Annotated in this window: 11 protein-coding genes; 3 read left to right on the top strand and 8 right to left on the bottom strand. The window is 67.5% G+C overall.

The window, feature by feature from the left end; genetic code table 11:
- Positions 1 to 1,395 (top strand): scabin-related ADP-ribosyltransferase (locus FNH05_RS37775; protein ID WP_425458409.1); only part of this gene is annotated, 1,395 nt, incomplete at its 5' end.
- On the top strand, positions 1,392 to 2,852 hold the full coding sequence (locus FNH05_RS02765) for a type VII secretion system-associated protein (protein ID WP_144585660.1): 1,461 nt from the start codon (positions 1,392 to 1,394) through the stop codon (positions 2,850 to 2,852). The genes FNH05_RS37775 and FNH05_RS02765, both read left to right, overlap by 4 nt.
- Before the next feature lies 1 nt (position 2,853).
- Here FNH05_RS02765 and FNH05_RS02760 read toward each other — a convergent pair whose 3' ends face one another.
- From FNH05_RS02760 to eccD, 5 genes are all read right to left on the bottom strand, one after another.
- The gene (locus FNH05_RS02760; protein ID WP_144585659.1) at positions 2,854 to 3,831 is read right to left on the bottom strand and encodes a DUF6177 family protein; all 978 of its coding nucleotides are present in this window, start codon (positions 3,829 to 3,831) and stop codon (positions 2,854 to 2,856) included.
- Complete coding sequence (locus FNH05_RS02755; RefSeq protein WP_144585658.1) at positions 3,816 to 4,166, bottom strand: hypothetical protein; 351 nt, start codon at positions 4,164 to 4,166, stop codon at positions 3,816 to 3,818. Before FNH05_RS02755 ends, FNH05_RS02760 begins: the two co-directional genes overlap by 16 nt.
- On the bottom strand, positions 4,163 to 8,134 hold the full coding sequence (gene eccCa, locus FNH05_RS02750; RefSeq protein WP_144585657.1) for a type VII secretion protein EccCa: 3,972 nt from the start codon (positions 8,132 to 8,134) through the stop codon (positions 4,163 to 4,165). The genes FNH05_RS02755 and eccCa overlap by 4 nt, the downstream gene beginning before the upstream one ends.
- A gap of 8 nt (positions 8,135 to 8,142) precedes the next feature.
- The gene (locus FNH05_RS02745) at positions 8,143 to 9,069 is read right to left on the bottom strand and encodes a MinD/ParA family ATP-binding protein (protein ID WP_246127467.1); all 927 of its coding nucleotides are present in this window, start codon (positions 9,067 to 9,069) and stop codon (positions 8,143 to 8,145) included.
- Positions 9,070 to 9,337: 268 nt separating this feature from the next.
- On the bottom strand, positions 9,338 to 10,672 hold the full coding sequence (eccD, locus tag FNH05_RS02740) for a type VII secretion integral membrane protein EccD (RefSeq protein WP_144585656.1): 1,335 nt from the start codon (positions 10,670 to 10,672) through the stop codon (positions 9,338 to 9,340).
- An 801-nt stretch (positions 10,673 to 11,473) separates the two neighbouring features.
- Between eccD and FNH05_RS02730 the strand changes: the two genes are divergently transcribed.
- Positions 11,474 to 14,248 carry an AfsR/SARP family transcriptional regulator gene (locus FNH05_RS02730; RefSeq protein WP_144585654.1) on the top strand — a complete coding sequence of 925 codons (2,775 nt, stop codon included), beginning with the start codon at positions 11,474 to 11,476 and terminating at the stop codon, positions 14,246 to 14,248.
- Between the two features lie 83 nt (positions 14,249 to 14,331).
- Here FNH05_RS02730 and FNH05_RS02725 read toward each other — a convergent pair whose 3' ends face one another.
- Genes FNH05_RS02725 through FNH05_RS02715 form a run of 3 tightly spaced genes read right to left on the bottom strand, consistent with a single transcriptional unit; the run spans position 14,332 to position 15,668 of the window.
- Positions 14,332 to 14,688, bottom strand: a complete 357-nt coding sequence (locus FNH05_RS02725; protein WP_144585653.1) for a hypothetical protein — start codon at positions 14,686 to 14,688, stop codon at positions 14,332 to 14,334.
- A gap of 11 nt (positions 14,689 to 14,699) precedes the next feature.
- Complete coding sequence (locus FNH05_RS02720; RefSeq protein ID WP_144585652.1) at positions 14,700 to 15,215, bottom strand: TetR/AcrR family transcriptional regulator; 516 nt, start codon at positions 15,213 to 15,215, stop codon at positions 14,700 to 14,702.
- 48 nt (positions 15,216 to 15,263) lie between these two features.
- Positions 15,264 to 15,668, bottom strand: coding sequence for an SgcJ/EcaC family oxidoreductase (locus tag FNH05_RS02715; protein ID WP_186382341.1), 405 nt, complete (start codon positions 15,666 to 15,668; stop codon positions 15,264 to 15,266).
- Positions 15,669 to 15,750 lie beyond the last annotated feature (82 nt).

Raw genomic sequence — 15,750 nt, 5'->3', positions numbered from 1 at the left:
GTGGGGGACGGTGCCAAGCAGTTCGTCCTCGGTCTGGGGGGCTTGATCGGTTACGCGGATGGGCGTTGGAGCTGGTCGAACGCCGGTACGGCCTGGAAGGGCATGGCCAAGTTCGGTATGGCGGCGTTCGTCTTTATGGAGCCCACTGGTATAGGGCGAGCCCTCGATATGTCGATTGGTATCCCCGGCTTCAAGCGTGGTGAGTTCGGGAAAACGCTGCTCAGTGCCGGCAAGGGCCTGATCGCCTACGACGAGTGGAAGACGGACAAGTCCAGGGCGGGGGGCACGGCACTGTTCAACGTCGTGACCGCTATCGTCGGCACGAAGGGCGCCGGTGCCGCGTTGCGAGGCGCGGGGGCCGCGGCCGAGGGCAGCCGTGTCGCCGCGATCGCCCGTGCTGGGTCGGCGATGTCCCGTGGCGGAGAGTTGGTCGCCAACTTGCCCACCGTCGGTGACGGTGTGAAGGCGATGCTGCAGCGAATGCCCATCCGATTGCCTGAGCTGAACCTTTCCGCCAAGATCGGCGACCTTGGCGCCGTCAAGGGCATCAATGATTTCTTCGACGGTGTGGGCGCGAAATTCAACGGCGGCAGTGTTGGCCAAGCTCTCAGTGACACGTCCGGTTTCGGGCATGCGGGGGCACCGGCGTCCGGTTTCGGGCATGCAGGGGCACCGGCGTCCGGTTACGGACACTCGGGGGCGGCGTATCTCCCGGATCACTGGAGAACGCAACCAACGGCGCATTGGGCTGGGCACGGTGCCCCGGCGCCAAGCCAGCCCTCGGGCTGGGACCACTTCACACCCACTCACGAACACAGGGCCGTGGAACCGGCGCAGCCGGTCAAGGAACCGGATTGGAATGATCCGATTGGCCACCTGCGGGACGGGACCGGGCTGAACCGTGACGCTCTCGAGAAGTCCTTGATGAGGCACTACGAGGACCGTGAGTTGGTGTACCGTACCGACCACGAACCGCTGTTCCGGCATGACGATCGTCCTCCAGCCCAGATCTTCGACGGCAAGCAGGGCTTCACAGGACGCGGTCACCGCATCAATCTGGCCCAGCATGTCGCGGATGTGCGCGGTGGCCTGGTCTCGACCACGCGCGACATGAACTTCGCCCTGGACCGGGCCTCGAGAGGTGAGCGCGGAGTGTCGTATGTCTACGAGATCGACGCTCCGGGTGGCATCGACATGAGGGATATGAACATCGGAGACGCTCGTGAAGGGGAAGTGGCCTTTGCCCATAGTGTCGACGTGAAATACATAAAGAGCTGCATGATCGTCGACCGGTCGACGGGTGAGGTTCTCGGGCATGTGTCCAATCCTCATTACTATGGCCTCACGCATGACGCCGGCAGTGTTTTGACGAAACCGGCAGCGGGAGTCCGATGAGCGAGCCCGATGACGAGCGGCGAGACGTTCCACCGATCACCCCACAGATGCGGGAGGCGGCAAGGGGTCGGCCCGGCGGCTATCTGTATGCGATCGACGCGGCCTACGATCCTTACGGCGACGTGCCGCCGCATGCCATCAAGGGCGCGTTCGCCGTCGGCGAGGACGGCGAGATCGGGCAGTACCAGGCGAACCCTGGTTATCGACCCTCCGCCGTAGAACGCGAGCCGCCGGCGAACTGGATCGACCATGGAATGCGTCTCGCGATGGCCGGCCAGCTCGGCCGCGAGCAGTTCCTGCGAGTGATCGGGGGTGCGGTGTTGTCGGTGCTCGTGTCACCCGAGCGGGCCCCGATGCTGCTCGACGCGGAGGGTGGTCCCTGCTTGTGGGCGTATGCCGCACCCGCTGTTGCGCCCAGGAAGCTGTCGACTGAGCGAGTGTACCTGCCGCGGCTGTTGCGGTTACTACCACCGGAGGTCTCCCTGCTGGTGAACGGGACAGCCGGGTTGCAGGCGCGCGTCCCGGTGACCGACCTGCTGGCGGCCTTGCGCACTGCGCACCTGCTCATCGACAACCCGGATGGTGGTTTCGATGTCGGTCCCCGGGTGTGGGTCGAGCAGGGCGCGCGGCTCGCCGGATTGGTGGACGAGGAGACGTTCACCGCCATCGAGCAGGCGTTGGCCCAGTGGGGCAGGCTCAGCCAGACCGAACCGGAACGCAGCGCTGCCATCCGATTGGGAATCACCGCGGTCGAGGTGCTGGTGCGCGGGGGCGTCCGTGACACGGAAGTGCTCGCGGCTGCGGCGGTCTTTCGGGCGGTCGAACCGCTACATGGTGGCGAACGTGACACCCTGCGCGAGGCGGCCGACGGCGGGGCGCGGGTGCCGATGCTGCTGCGCTCGGCCACGAGTCCGCACCTGCCGAATGCCCTGGAGCTGGGCCGCGAAAAGCTCGTCTATCGGGTGTATGTGGAGCATCTGCGGAAGATGCCGTGGGTGGTTCGGGCGATCGTGCTCGCCAACCGGATCGCCGACATAGCGACACCAGAAGTGCCGGCCACTCGCCGGGAGAACCGACGGTACGACCTCGCTGGGCCACTGCTGTCGTGTGCGCGTGATTTCCCGGAACGACTGCGAGCGCAGGTCGCCGAGTACGCGGGCGCGGATCCGGCGGGTGCGACGCCGCTGCCGTTGGGTTCGCAGCCACCAGAAGTGATCATTTCCGCGGCCAAGGCCGTGGACCGGGTCCGTGCCACCACCGGGAAGCTGCTCGAGCCGGTCCGGGTGGACGACATCGGGATGGCCTACCGGGTGCGGTCTGATCGCGAGCCAGAACACGTTCACTTCGTCCACAAACTGTGCGAGACCGTCAGCAGTGAAATCGACTACGGGGCCGCTACCGAGAAGTATCGGGCCAGGTACGGCGTGTTCACACTTCGGCCAGGGCAGGCCGCCTGAATCACGGCTGCGGGTCAGGAAGTCCAAAATGGCGCAGGACGGCGTGGAGAGTCTCGTAGGGGCGGGCGGGGCCCGCGTCGAGGCGGTACCAGGCCGCCCGGCGCTTGCCGGTGCCGATGATGCGCACCCGCGCGGCCGGAGCCTGCTCGGCATGCATGACGCCGTGCTCGGCGATGACCTCGTGTCCGAGGAGAATCCCGTAGGGCAACTCCGGCAGGCTGGGCTTGCTTCCGCGTAGCCCGTTGAGCCGGTCGGGATGTGCGGCAACGATTACAACTCGCACGCGGCCGGCCACCTCGTCGGTGAATTCTTCGATGTCTTCCTGGCGAACCACGCCCGCCGGCGGCCCGGAAAGCTGGACCTGCTCGAGTACGCCGGTATCGAGCCGGTCGGCATAGAGCTGCCCGACAATGCCGGAGCCAACGACGACGACCCGGGACGGCCCCGGCGCTCGTTCACGGCAGTGCGCGGTGATTTCACGGCGCGACCATGGCTGGGTCGCCGGTTCCGCCACACCCCAGCCGGTCGGCGGCGCGCCGGTGATTGCCGTGATCACGGTTTCGGCGGTCATACCGAGTTCCAGTGTTTCGGCCGCGCGATGGACGGCGGTGATCTGGATCGCGAGATCCCCGGAGCCTGCCACCGGAGGGAGGGGCTCGGCCGGCTGTGCGTCGAGGTCAGGCACGAACCGGACGCCGTTCCACTGGACGACGTAGCCCGCGATTCCGTCGCGGAAGCGTCCTGGGCCGTCCCTGACGATCCACTCGGCTTGAGTGTCCCGCAGCAGCAGTTCCAGGGGATATGTTATTCGGCTGTCGGCGGGAGTCAGCAGCTGAAGCACGCGGCTGCTCGCGCCGGCGGTGACGGCCGCGTCCGCGATCCAGTTGGACAGTGGTACGACGCTGCGATCCTGCTCGACGACAATGGCTTCCGCGGTGACGCGGTCGGCGGCGGGATGCGGCGTCAACGGCTCGACCAAGACATTCCTCCGGTTGCGGTCAGAAGTGCATGGGTGAAGCGCCGCGCGACGCTTTCGGCTTCCCGATCGTGACCTGGCGCGCGGGACTCGACCCACCACACCGGATGGGGCACCTCGCCCTGGAAGCGCAGCAGCCGGGCGACCTCCCCGGCCACCTGCACGAGCCGGGCCCCCTCGGTGGTGAGCATCAGCCGCCCGTCCTCATGGAAGAGCTGCACCAGTTGAGTTTCGTCGACAGTGTGCAGCCGAAGCTCAGGGCCTGCTGCCAGCAGTGCGGCCAGGAATTCGCCCGGCTCGGGTTGCTTGCCGCACAGTGCGACGACATCGAAGGTCACCTGGCCTCCTTCGGCTGCTGCTCTCTTGCGAAGTAGGCAGTTTGGATGGTGCGGGCCGGTTCCGACGGCCGAACGTACAAGGCGCGACCGACAGGCAGCGTCGTCGCACGGACTCCCGTGAACAGCTGCCCCTCCATCCGATCACCGGAGAACAGCAGACCGAGACACCCGGACTCGCGCACTGCCAAGGTGAAGGGCTCGTACAGACCACGCGAAGCACCCATCACCCGCCGAGCCATGACGACGTGCAATCCCAGGTCCCGTCCGGCGGGCAGGTACTGGGCGAACTCGCCGAGCGGCTGGGTCGCCGAGGCGGTCAGCATGTCGTAGTCGTCGATGAGCAACACGATCCGTGGCGGCCGGGCGTTGCTCCGCGACGAGGCCGGGTCGCGCTGGGCGAGTTCCTTGCACACCGCCATGCTGAGTTGCTGGGCAACGGTGGGGTTGGTGGCATAGCCGCCGAGGTACGGCTCCGGCACCGCTCCGGCGAGGCCGGAGCGTGGATCGAAGACCGCGAAGACCAGTTCGCCGGGAGAATATCGACTGATGAGGGTGTCCGCGACAAGCCGCAACAGGTTCGTCTTGCCGGTACCGGAATCACCGAGCGCGAGCAGGTTTTGGTCTGGCCCGAACAGGTCCGCCGCTGCGGGTGAAAAGTCGCTTTCGAAGATGCCGAGGGCGATCCCGGGCACTTCGCCGGGCGCCGGCAGTTCGTCGGCGCCCAGGATCGCCGGCAGAACCCGGATCTGGGGTGGTAGGGGGCCGGTCCACGCGCCGCGCACTGTCGTCGCCGCATCCTGCAGGCCGGACGTCGTGGGGTCCGGCAGTGCGTCGAGGCGCGGCAGGGCGACCTGTGCGTAGAGATTGCCGGTGGTCAGCGCTCGACCCGGTGTCTTGGTGGGAATGCCCCGGGCGAGCTTGCCGTCGATGCTGGATTCCCCGGGCTCGGTGAGGCGCAGCTCGATCCGTTGGGCGAAAGCGACCTGTTGCGCGCTGCGGACTTCGTTGAATCGTCTCGCGGTCGCGGCGATGTGGATGCCGTAGCGGGCCCCGCGGGCGATAAGGTCGTGCAGGCTGGCTTCCAGTGATTCGAACTCGGCGAACAGCTGGCCATAGCCGTCGAGCAGCAACACGATCTCGGTGCAGGGTAGCTCGGTCAAGCGTCCGGCAGCCCGCTCGGCATGGAGGTTTTCGACAGTGTCCAGCTGGTACAGGGAGAACAGCCGTTCCCGTTCGGCGAGCATGGCGTGCAGTTCGTCGATGGTACGGCGGATCCGCTGCCGGTCGTCCCGGCCCGCGATCCCGCCGACGTGGGGCAACTCGGACAGCGGGCGCAGTCCGTTGCCGAACAGGTCGATCCCGTAGATCCCGACATCGGTCGGGGTGTACGTGGCCGCGAGGCCGAGTGCGAGCGTGCGCAGCGCGGTGGTCTTGCCGCTGGCCGGACCACCAACGAGCAACAGGTTGCCGCCCTCGGCGGAAAGGTCCACCGACCACGGCCCTTGCCATTGCCGTGCGGGATCGTCCAGGAGACCCATCAGCACATGCAGCCCCGTCCCGGGCGGCGCGACGCGGAGACGCACACCGTGGGGGGTGACGTCGAAGCCGTGAGCCGCCTGGTCGAGGGTGACCGCGGAGGGCAGTGGGGGCAACCAGATCGGTGGTACGCGCCCACCCGCGCTGTTGAGCTGCTCGACCACTGTGGACAACAGGGTGGGACCGGTGGTGCGCGGCGCCGGTTGCGAGGTCTCTTCGGCGGCGGGCTCGTCAACGGGAAGTGCGAACCTGGGCATGGGCTTGACCCGTGGGCCCGGGAACGGGGCGGATTCCACCTCGGTCTCCTCCTGCTCCAGGGGACTGGAGACGAAGGCCGCCTTGAACTTCTCGTAGACCGTGACGTCGACCTTCAGGTATCCATTGCCGGGCAAGGACGGCAGATGGAACGCGTCCGGAGTGTCCAGCACAGTCCGGGATTCGGTCTCCGACAGCGTGCGCAGCCCGATCCGGTAGCTCAGATAGGTTTCCAGACCGCGAAGTTTTCCTTCCTCGATGCGCTGGCTCGACAGCAGCAGATGAACCCCGATGGACCGGCCGATGCGGCCGATGCGCAGGAACAGTTCGATGAACTCGGGTTTCGCGGTCAACAGTTCGCCGAACTCGTCGATGATCACCATCAGGTGGGGTAGCGGCGGCATGTCCGCCGGGTTACCCAACTCCGCGCGGCGCAGGTTGTAGGCGGTGATGTCGGTCAGCCGTCCCGCGTCGGCCAGTACCTGCTGGCGGCGCAACACTTCCCCATCCAGGCTGGCGTACATCCGTTCGACGAGTGAGACGTCGGAAGCCAGGTTGGTGATCAGCCCAGCGACGTGAGGCAGGTCGGAGAACGGCGCGAAGGTGGCGCCACCCTTGTAGTCCACCAGGACCATGGACAGTTGCTGCGGGCTGTGCGAGGTCACCAGCGCGAGCACGAGGGTGCGCAGCAACTCGCTCTTGCCGGAGCCGGTCGCTCCGACGCACAGCCCGTGCGGTCCCATACCCAGCTGCGCCGACTCCTTGAGGTCGAGCAGCAGCGGACGCCCGGCGCTCGTGATCCCCAGCGGTATACGCAGGAAATCGCGTTCGCGACGCGGTTTCCAGAGCTGCCGCAGATTCAGGTCGGCCGGATCGGACAGCCCGAGCAGCGAGGTGAAGTCCGCGGGAGGGATGCCTGAGCCGTCGTCATAGGAGTCCGGCGACAGTCGTAGCGGAGCGAGTTGCCGGGCGACGCCTTCGGCCAGCGCGACGGGCATTTCGTCGAGCGTGCCGTCGATCCTGCTCGATACCGACGGGTTCTCGACGCTGATCGTGGTCTTCTCGACGGAGATCCGGTGGGTGATGTCGCCGGGTTCGTGCAACCGGTCGGCCAGCAGGTGCACCACGGTGACCCCGAGGCCGGGCAGGTCCTGCGCTTGGTCCGGGAGGGGCAGCGAGTGGGCCACCTGCCCGTACGCGTCGTCGATCACCAGCAGCCGTGGGCGCACCCGCGCCTCCTCGGACGCACCACCGTACCGATACGCCTTCGCGACGCTGGCTCCCCGCTCGGACAGGTCGGCGGCCAGCAGATCGGCCAAGATCCGCTTATCCGGCACCAACCGGGGAATGGGGCCCAGCGGGCCGATCTGTTGACGATCCAGTAGGTGCGGCAACCATCGGGCCCATGCCCAATCCTGCTCGCGTTCCCGCGCGGCGAACACGACCACGGTCACGTCGTCGGGGGCATGGAGCGCCGTGACCTGCATCAGGAGTGCGCGTGCGACAGCCAGTACGTCTTCCCGGTCAGCGCCGATCACGCTGATGTCGCCGGCTCGGTCGAGCGGCACTCGCAACGGCAGGCCAGGTGCGCTGGCGAATCGGCGCCTGAGGGAATTCGCCTCCTGGGTCAGGAAAACGTCCGTGGGATTGGTCGGCGTTCCCTCCACTCGCAACTGGATCTCGCGCGAAGGCAGCGCGCCGATGCCCAACCGGATGTGCAGGAAGTCCTCGTCCGTGCGTCGCCGCTCCCACAGCCGTGCCGGATCGTTGATCAGGTCGACCAGGTGAGCGGCCGGGGGATCCCGGTGGATGGCGGCGGTTCGGGAGTCACGCTCGTGGTCCCGTAGTTCTTCGCGCAGTTCTTCGAGGTAGTCCATGTACCGTTCGCGCTGTTCACGCCGTTGCCGGGTGGCCTTTCCGCGTTGGGTGAAGTAGAAGAGGACGCCGGCCGACAGGGAGACCACCATGAGTACGGCGCCGATACCGGCGAATTGGCTGCCGCGCATGAACATCATCATGCTCATGGATGCGACGGAACCGACCAGCGGGATCAGGCCCTGCAGTCCACTGGCAGTCTTTCCCTCCGGCAGGGTCGGCGGAGGGCTCATCACCAATGGCGGCTCGGTGGTCTGCGGCTGGACAACCCGTGCCGGGCGATGGACAAGCCGCGTCGTCATGACAACTCCTACGACGGCCGGGTCGGCGCTAGCGCGCGGCCGGCCAGACGGGTGATTTGGACAAGGGTTTCCTCCCCGATCCGGGACGGGAAAATCGGGGTTCCGGCGGCCACGTGCCGGTCGTAGGGCAGAGGCACCATCGGCAGTCCGAAACGGCCGAGCGTCTCCAGCGCGACGTTATAACGCAGCCCCGAGTCGGCATCGGGGCCGAGCTTGTTCAGCACCAGAACCACACGGGACAGCGACGGGGACTGGTTCGCGGCCATTCGTTGCAACGCGCCGCAGGTGGCGTACACACCGTCCGGGGTAGCGGGCACCACGAGGACCAACGTGTGCGCTTCGGAGAGCACCCCTGCTGTCGCAGGGGAGCTCATTCCCATGCTGCAGTCCGTGACACAGACGGCGAACAGTCGCGAGAGTGCCCGGGTGACGTCTCTAGGCAGCTGCGGCTGCCCAGGTGCACCGCCGGGGAGTACCCATAATCCCGACGGTGTTCGTGGCAGCAGTTGCTCAAGACCCGTGAGGTCGTTACCGACGGCGGAAAGAAGTTTCGGCGCGATTGCGCTGAGTGGTAGATGCTTGAGCAGCCCAAGCCGCCACAGCAGGGAGCCACCTTCGGGGTCGGCGTCGGCGACCATTACCCGGTCGCGGCGCCGGGCGGCGTACACCGAGGCCAGCAAAGCGGCCACGACGGACTTTCCGGCCCCGCCACGTACCGAAGCGATGGCAATGCGCTGTCCGGTGGTCAAGGGGACCTGGACGTCCGCGGTGAGCGCGGCCAGTTCGCCCGAGGCGGCGTTGCTCGTCACCATCCGGCTCGCGGTCCGCCAGAACCTGCGCATCGACGAGTCACCCGAGACGACTCGGCGCACCAGGTTGTTCGGATTGAGATCTTTGACTGGCGGGACCAGAGCCGCGGTGGGCGGTTTCTGCACACCACGCGCGGGAGCCGGCGGTGGTGCGCTACGAGCCGGCGGTGGTGCGCTACGAGACGGCGGTGGTGCGCTACGAGACGGCGGTGCCTGTCGGAGCGAGCCGGGTGGCTGAGTCCCAACGGCCTGGTTCGCCGTCCGCGGCGGAGCCGGCATTGGAGTTCGTCCGCCGCCGGGCGGCGGGTTGTCGCGGCCCGGCGGCGGGCCGAGAGGCCGCTGTGGGGGGTGTCCCCGGCCGAACATGGGTGGTGTGGACATTGGCCTTCCCGTTTCAGAAGGTATGCAGCAGCTGGGCATAAACCTGGAACACGCCGACGGCGACCGGCACGAGCGCGGCGACAGCCAGTGCCTCCAGCCGGTCCGCGATCTGACGTGCCTGCGCGCGGATGTGCTGTTCGGGCTCGAAGCCCAGCACCCCCAGCCCGGCGAGGGCGATCGCGACTGCGACGGCCGCGCCACCCCACCACATGGTGGGTGCGACCGTCATCCACCGGACGACCAGGCCGACGGCCACCGCCAAGGCGGCCATCACCAGGCTGATGACCTCCGCCGCGAGCGGAAATGCCCGCAGCCGCAGCAGTAAGGTGACCACGAGCAGGCTGGCCAGGCCGATCGCCCAACCGTTGCCGGCCTGAGCGAGCGTCAATCCGGCCAAAGCGCTCGAGACCGCCGTAGCCACAGTGGCCAGTGCGAGCCCCCGGTGTGCGGAGTCCACAGCCGACTCGACGGTGGTGCGGGCGACGGTTCCGCCGCCGCCTTGGCGATCGTCGAGATGGGTGAGCCCCGAAATCATCATTGCCGCTCGGGGGAGTATGCCCAGGACACCCACCGACAACACGGCCACGACGGCGGCAGCGCGTTCGGCGGGTAGCCGGAACGCGACCAAGGCCGCCCACAACCCGAGCAGGACGAGCAATGTACCGGCGCCGAACAGCCCAGCACGTTGCTGCCGGGTGGCGAGACTGTACACGAGTACCGTGATGGCGGCCCCGGCTGTCCACAACGTGCTGCGCAAGGCTGCGGAAGCCGTCCATTCTGGCACGGTGCTCATGCCGATCGCGGCGCCGGCCAGCAGGATCGCGAGTCCCACAGCGCGCCGGCCGAGCAGCGCCGCGGCACATCCCGCCGCAAGGATCACCAGGCCGATCACGGTCGCGGCGGTGGGGCCGAGTGCCCGTAGTGCGAGCCTTGCGGCAAGCAGCGCGGCGCCCGCGACAGTCAGGGTCGCGGTCCACTGCCGGGGACCCTCAGCCCATCGGCCCCGCCGCCTGGCCAGGTCGTCGGCCAGCTCGTCCGAAACGTCGTGCACGATCGGAGCCGGAGGAGCCTCCGTCAGCGGATCGATGCGGAGAAGCGCGCCATCGGCGACTTGCGCCGCGCGAAGGGAGGTGCCCGGTTCGAGTACCCGCCCGTCGATCGTGCTCACCTGGTAGCCACGCAGGACATCGGGGGTCTTGTGGCCCACCATGGCGACCATTTCCGGTAGCAATGTCCCGATTCGCTCGTGTGAGGGCAGGACCAGATCGATGCGGTGTCGTGGGCCGACAAGGGTGATTCGGGTGAGTTGACTCGCTTCTGTGGCTCCCCGGGACTCGGTCGTCGTCACGGCTTACCCACCGAAGTGCTCACGGAAGCCGTCTGCTGTTTGGCTACGGCGTTGAACAGATAGGAAGCGCCGACGCAGCCTGCGCACGCTACCGCCGCTAGTACGAAGCTGACGGCCAGCCGTTTGAGGTTGTCCCCCGTTGCACGAGCTCGCCGCCGTCTCCCCCAAAGCAGTGATTCGCGCATCCGCTTACGGCGAACCGCGACAGACTCGAGTAACTGAGCATCGAACTCCCGTGACACTCGCATGACTCTAACCGCAGTCCTGGCCGGGCAGGAAATAAGAGGTGATTTTTCCCAAGGGTACAAGGGGATCGCGGGAGGTGAAAGCAGTACTGTTTCCGTACTTCTCGGCTCCGGATTCTTTGTGAGACCGTCTGATCTGCGGTTTTGCGCTTCCGGGCCGAGGGAAGACGTTGGCGAGATGTCTGCTGGATCGAACTCCTTGACGCCGGGTTGATTTTTGCCGGGAGGCGCTGGTCCAGACGTCGCCGTACTCGACTCGCCGTGAGCGTCGCGGGTTCGCGGAAAAGTCCCGCCCTCGGCGGCGCGAGGCGAAGTACGGAATGACTACGGGATTGCCGGAGCGGCTTTGCGCGGGACTGTGGCCGTTTTTGGAACTGCGGCCGTCGTCGGCCTGACAAACTGCTCACTGTTACACGTCGGCGCGGTGGGGTCGCCGGACCGGGATCGTGGTCCGGTATCGACCGCGCTGGAACGTGCGTTCCATTTCTGATCGCCCCGAGGTGCCGGAACTTGCCCAAAGTATGCTGGGCTCGCCGTCCGGAGGGAGAGAGTTCGGTTGCGGTACCGCCTGCTTGGCCCGGTTGAATTGTCCGGTTCGGATGGCCCGGTTCGTTTGGGCGGTCCGAAGCGGCGGGCCGTACTCGCGGCCTTGCTGCTGAACGCGAACCGGGTCGTGTCGGAGGAGGAGCTGCTGTCCTCGGTGTGGGGCGAGGAGCTCCCGGCGACGGTGCGCGGGCAGCTGCAGATGTACGTTTCGCAGCTGCGGAAGCTGATCGGCGAGCCGGTGATCGTCCGCCGTGCCCCCGGTTACCTGATCGAGGTCCGCCCGGGCGAGCTTGATCTCGACGTCTTCGAGGAGGCGGTCGACCGGGCCAGGGCTGACCGGCAAGCTGGGCGGCCGGGGGCGGCGGCCGAGCGCCTGCACGACGCGCTGGCCCTGTGGCGGGGGCCGGCGCTGGGCGGCGCGGCCGGGCCGCTGCTTGCCGAGGAGGGCCCTGAACTCGAGGAACGGCGGCTGAACATCCTTGAGGAGTACTTCGACGCCCGGCTCGCCACCGGGCAGCACGCCGAGATTCTGGACGAACTCCGCCACGTCGCCGCGGACCACCCTTTTCGGGAGCGGCTCCAGGCCCAGTCGATGTCCGCGCTGCACCAATGCGGCCGAACGGCGGAAGCCCTGGAGATCTACCCCCGCATTCGTGCCCGGCTGGTGGAGGAGCAGGGGGTCGAGCCCGGCAAGCTCCTCCGGGACATGCAGGCGCGCTTGCTGCGAGACCAGGAGGCCGTCCTTGGGGCCGACCAGCCGCCGGCCATGCTGGTGCCGCGCCAGTTGCCCGCCGACGTGGGACGGTTCGCCGGGCGGGTCAGCGAGCTGGCGCGGCTCGACGAGTCCGTGTCCGCCGATGGTGCGCCTGCCAAGGGAACTGTCCTCGTCACCGGCGGTGCGGGGGTGGGCAAGACGACCCTGGCGGTGCACTGGGCCCACCAGATCCGCGAACGGTTTCCCGATGGTCAGCTCTACATGAACCTCCGCGGTTTCCACCCAGGAGGAAGGGCGGTGCCGCCGGAGGAGGCGGTCCTCGGTTTTCTGGAGGCGCTGAGCATCTCCCCGCAACAGGTTCCGGCCACCGCCGAGGCCCGGTTCGGCCTGTACCGCAGCCTGCTTGCCGACAAACGCATGTTGATCGTGCTGGACAACGCGCGAAACGCGGACCAGGTGCGCCCGCTGCTGCCCGGCACGAAGGGCTGCTTGGCCGTGGTGACCAGCCGCAACCCAATGCCTGGCCTGGTCGCGGACGGTGCCTGCCCGTTGCCGCTTGGCCTGTTGTCCGAGGGGGAGGCTCGCGAGATGCTCGACGGACGCATCGACCCGGTTCGGCTGGCCGCCGAACCCGCTGCGGTGGAGAAGATCGTGACGCTGTGCGCGCGGCTGCCGCTCGCACTGGCGATCGCAGCCGCGCGGGCCGCCGCCAACCCGACCTTTCCCCTGAGCGTGCTTGCGGACGAGTTGACGCAGGCACAGGACCAACTCGACGGGTTCGACATGGGTGACCCCGTGACGGATGTGCGTAGCGTATTTTCGTGGTCCTACCGGGTGCTTCGACCGGAGGCGGCGAAGATGTTCCGCCTGCTCGGCCTCCACCCGGGCCCCCACGTCACCATCGCGGCCGCGGCGAGCCTGCTCGGCGTCCCGCCACGGGAAGCCCGCCCGCTGCTGGCCGAACTGGTGCGCGCCCAGCTGATCACGGAGCACCGCCCGGGGCAGTACGGTTTTCACGACCTGCTCCGTGCCTACGCCGCCGAACTCGCGCGTCATGAGGACGCCGTGCCAGATCGTGTCGCCGCCGCGCACCGGATGTTCGACCACTACCTGCACACCGCGCACCACGGGAGGCTGGCGATACGCGACCATTGGCGCGGGATCGTGCTGCCGGAACCGGTGCCTGGCGTGACCGTGCCGCCCGCCGGACGCGCAGAGGTGTCAAGCTGGTTTTTTTCCGAATACCCGGTCCTTGTCGAAATCATCAAGCTGGCCTCCGTCACCGGTTTCGACCGGCATGTCTGGCAACTGGCGCACACGATCGCTTCAGCCCAGTGGTACAGCGATGCGCGCTGGCTCGGCGGCCTGGACCTCCAGTACCGCGCCCTGGAAGCGGCGGAAAGGACTGGCGACACCGAGGGTCGCGCCCTCGCGTACCGGGGACTCGCCGTCGTCTTGTTCTCGCAGCGGAAGCCCGCCGAATCCTACAAAGCCCTGCTGCGCGCGGAGGAGCTTTTCGCGCAACTCGGCAAGGTGTGGTACCAGGCGGACGCGCATTCCGGCATGAACACGACCTGCGATCGCCAGGGCCGGTTCGTGGAAGCACTGCGGCACGCCGAGCGAGCGCTCGAGCTTTTCCATGAGATCGGTGATACGCGGGGGGAAGCCATTTCGCTGAACGACATCGGGTGGTCCTATGTCAGGCAGGGAAAATACGATCTGGCGATCAATTACTGTAGACGTGCGATCACCATCCTGGAAGGCGAAGGTGACGACGTGCGCCTGGGGACGACCCTGGACAGCCTCGGCTACGCCTATCACAACCTTGGCCAGTACCGTGAGGCGATCGTCTGGTACGAACAGGCGATCGAGCGGTATCGCCGCGTCCGCAGCCTGAGCTACGAGAGCCGGACGCTGAACCGGCTCGGCGACAGCCACCTCGCGTGCGGCGAGAAGGACGATGCCGCGCGGGTATGGCGGCTGGCATTGGACCTCCTTGAGGAACTCCGGCAGCCGGACACCGACGGGATCGGCGACAAGCTCGCGCACCTCGGCCGCTCCGAGTGGTGAGTAGGCCGGAAGGCACAAGATTCTTGCACCGGCCGCCGAGAAGACGTTTTTCTCGCGATCTCGTCCTCCGGCGCACGTGACGGTCAGTGGCGCTGCTTGGCGTTTTCGACGAGTGCGACCGCGGCGCGTGGGTCCTCGACTTCGACGATCAGGCGGGCGTAGCGCTCATCGGCCAGTTCGATGACCACGGCCTTGGCCGGGTCGTGAACGTCCCAGAAGACGCGTTCGCCGTCGAGGTGGAAGGTGCCCGCGGTGATCACGCCCGGCAGGTAGGCACCGGGGGCGCGGATTCCCTTCGGTTCCTTGGTGATGCCGGGGTCGGCGGTGGCGCCGCGGACGTTGGCCAGCGGGATGGTCAGGCGGCTTTTGAGCGCCCAGAGTCTGTCCAGTCCTTCGATGGTGACGACCAGGTCGTCGCCGTCGATGTCGATCCGTGCCATGTGATGCTCCTTCATCGAGTTTCGAACCGCTGTGCCAGCGCGGTGGTATCGGAGTCGGTGGGTGAGCCGGTGGCCCTGGCGCGCAGTCGCAACCCGAGCAGCGCAGCGGTGAACGCGCTCACCTTGGGGGTGTCCGAGCCGGGCAGGACCGCACCGAGGGCCAGGTCGAGGACTTCCAGGGCCTCGCCGACCAGCGCGGCGACCTCCGTGTCCGAGGGTGCGCGCTCGACGGCCGCCAGGAGCAGCAGGTCCAGCTCCGCCTCCGCCACCAGGTGCGAGGCCTGCATCGGTCCGCCCGCCTCGGCGAGCGCGTCGGCGAGGGGGCGCACGTCTTCGTCCACGTGCCGCCGCAGCGCGCGCAGGTACAGCCCCCGTTTGCTGCCGAAGGTCTTGTACAGGCTGTTGCGGTGGACGCCCAGGTGGCTGACCAGGTCGTCCACGGACACCCCGTCGTACGCGCGCTCCGCGAACAGCGCGGCGGCGGTGCGCACCACCTCGTCTTCGTCGAACCCTCTCGGTCGGCCCATGCCCGAACCCTAGACGGTTCAGGAACGAACAGTCAAGAACAATCGTTCCTAAACCCGGGGCGTATTGCTGAACGAAGCGAAGTGCCATGCGTCGCCGTCATTGACCGCGACTACCGTCAGTAGCCCGGTGGGCCGTATCCGCGGTCCCTCGCCGGGAAACAGCACTGTGCCGCTGCCGTGTAGGAGCACCACGTTCGACGCGACGGGCTGAAACTCCATCGGGGCGACGTCGAGGCGTGTGCCCTGGAAGTCGGAATCGAAGAGCTTCTGATGGGACTCGGCGATGGCCCGCCGCCCGACGCAGCGGATCCCGGATTGGGTGACGTAGCGGGCGTCGTCGGTGAAGGCCGCGGCGTAGCCCGCCCCGTCGCCGTGCGCCCAGGCGTCCTCCATGGTGTGAAGCAGTTCGTGGAGAGCTGCCTCGTCTTCCTTGGTCAGGCCTGCCTGTCGCATGGTGCCCTCGCCCCCGTCCCTAAACTGATCCCAGTCAGCGAGCCTTCCCGCGTTCGGGAAAGTTTGATGGATCGAATAATCC

It is taken from the genome of Amycolatopsis rhizosphaerae (genome assembly GCF_007713715.1).
Lineage (GTDB): Bacteria > Actinomycetota > Actinomycetes > Mycobacteriales > Pseudonocardiaceae > Amycolatopsis_E > Amycolatopsis_E rhizosphaerae.
This window is presented reverse-complemented; position numbering and strand designations above follow the sequence as displayed.

Coding starts and splice junctions, on each gene's coding strand:
- FNH05_RS02720 (WP_144585652.1), bottom strand. CDS start 15,215: ATGGGCCGACCGAGAGGGTTCGACGAAGACGAGGTGGTGCGCACCGCC.
- FNH05_RS02765 (WP_144585660.1), top strand. CDS start 1,392: ATGAGCGAGCCCGATGACGAGCGGCGAGACGTTCCACCGATCACCCCA.
- eccCa (WP_144585657.1), bottom strand. CDS start 8,134: ATGACGACGCGGCTTGTCCATCGCCCGGCACGGGTTGTCCAGCCGCAG.
- FNH05_RS02715 (WP_186382341.1), bottom strand. CDS start 15,668: ATGCGACAGGCAGGCCTGACCAAGGAAGACGAGGCAGCTCTCCACGAA.
- FNH05_RS02725 (WP_144585653.1), bottom strand. CDS start 14,688: ATGGCACGGATCGACATCGACGGCGACGACCTGGTCGTCACCATCGAA.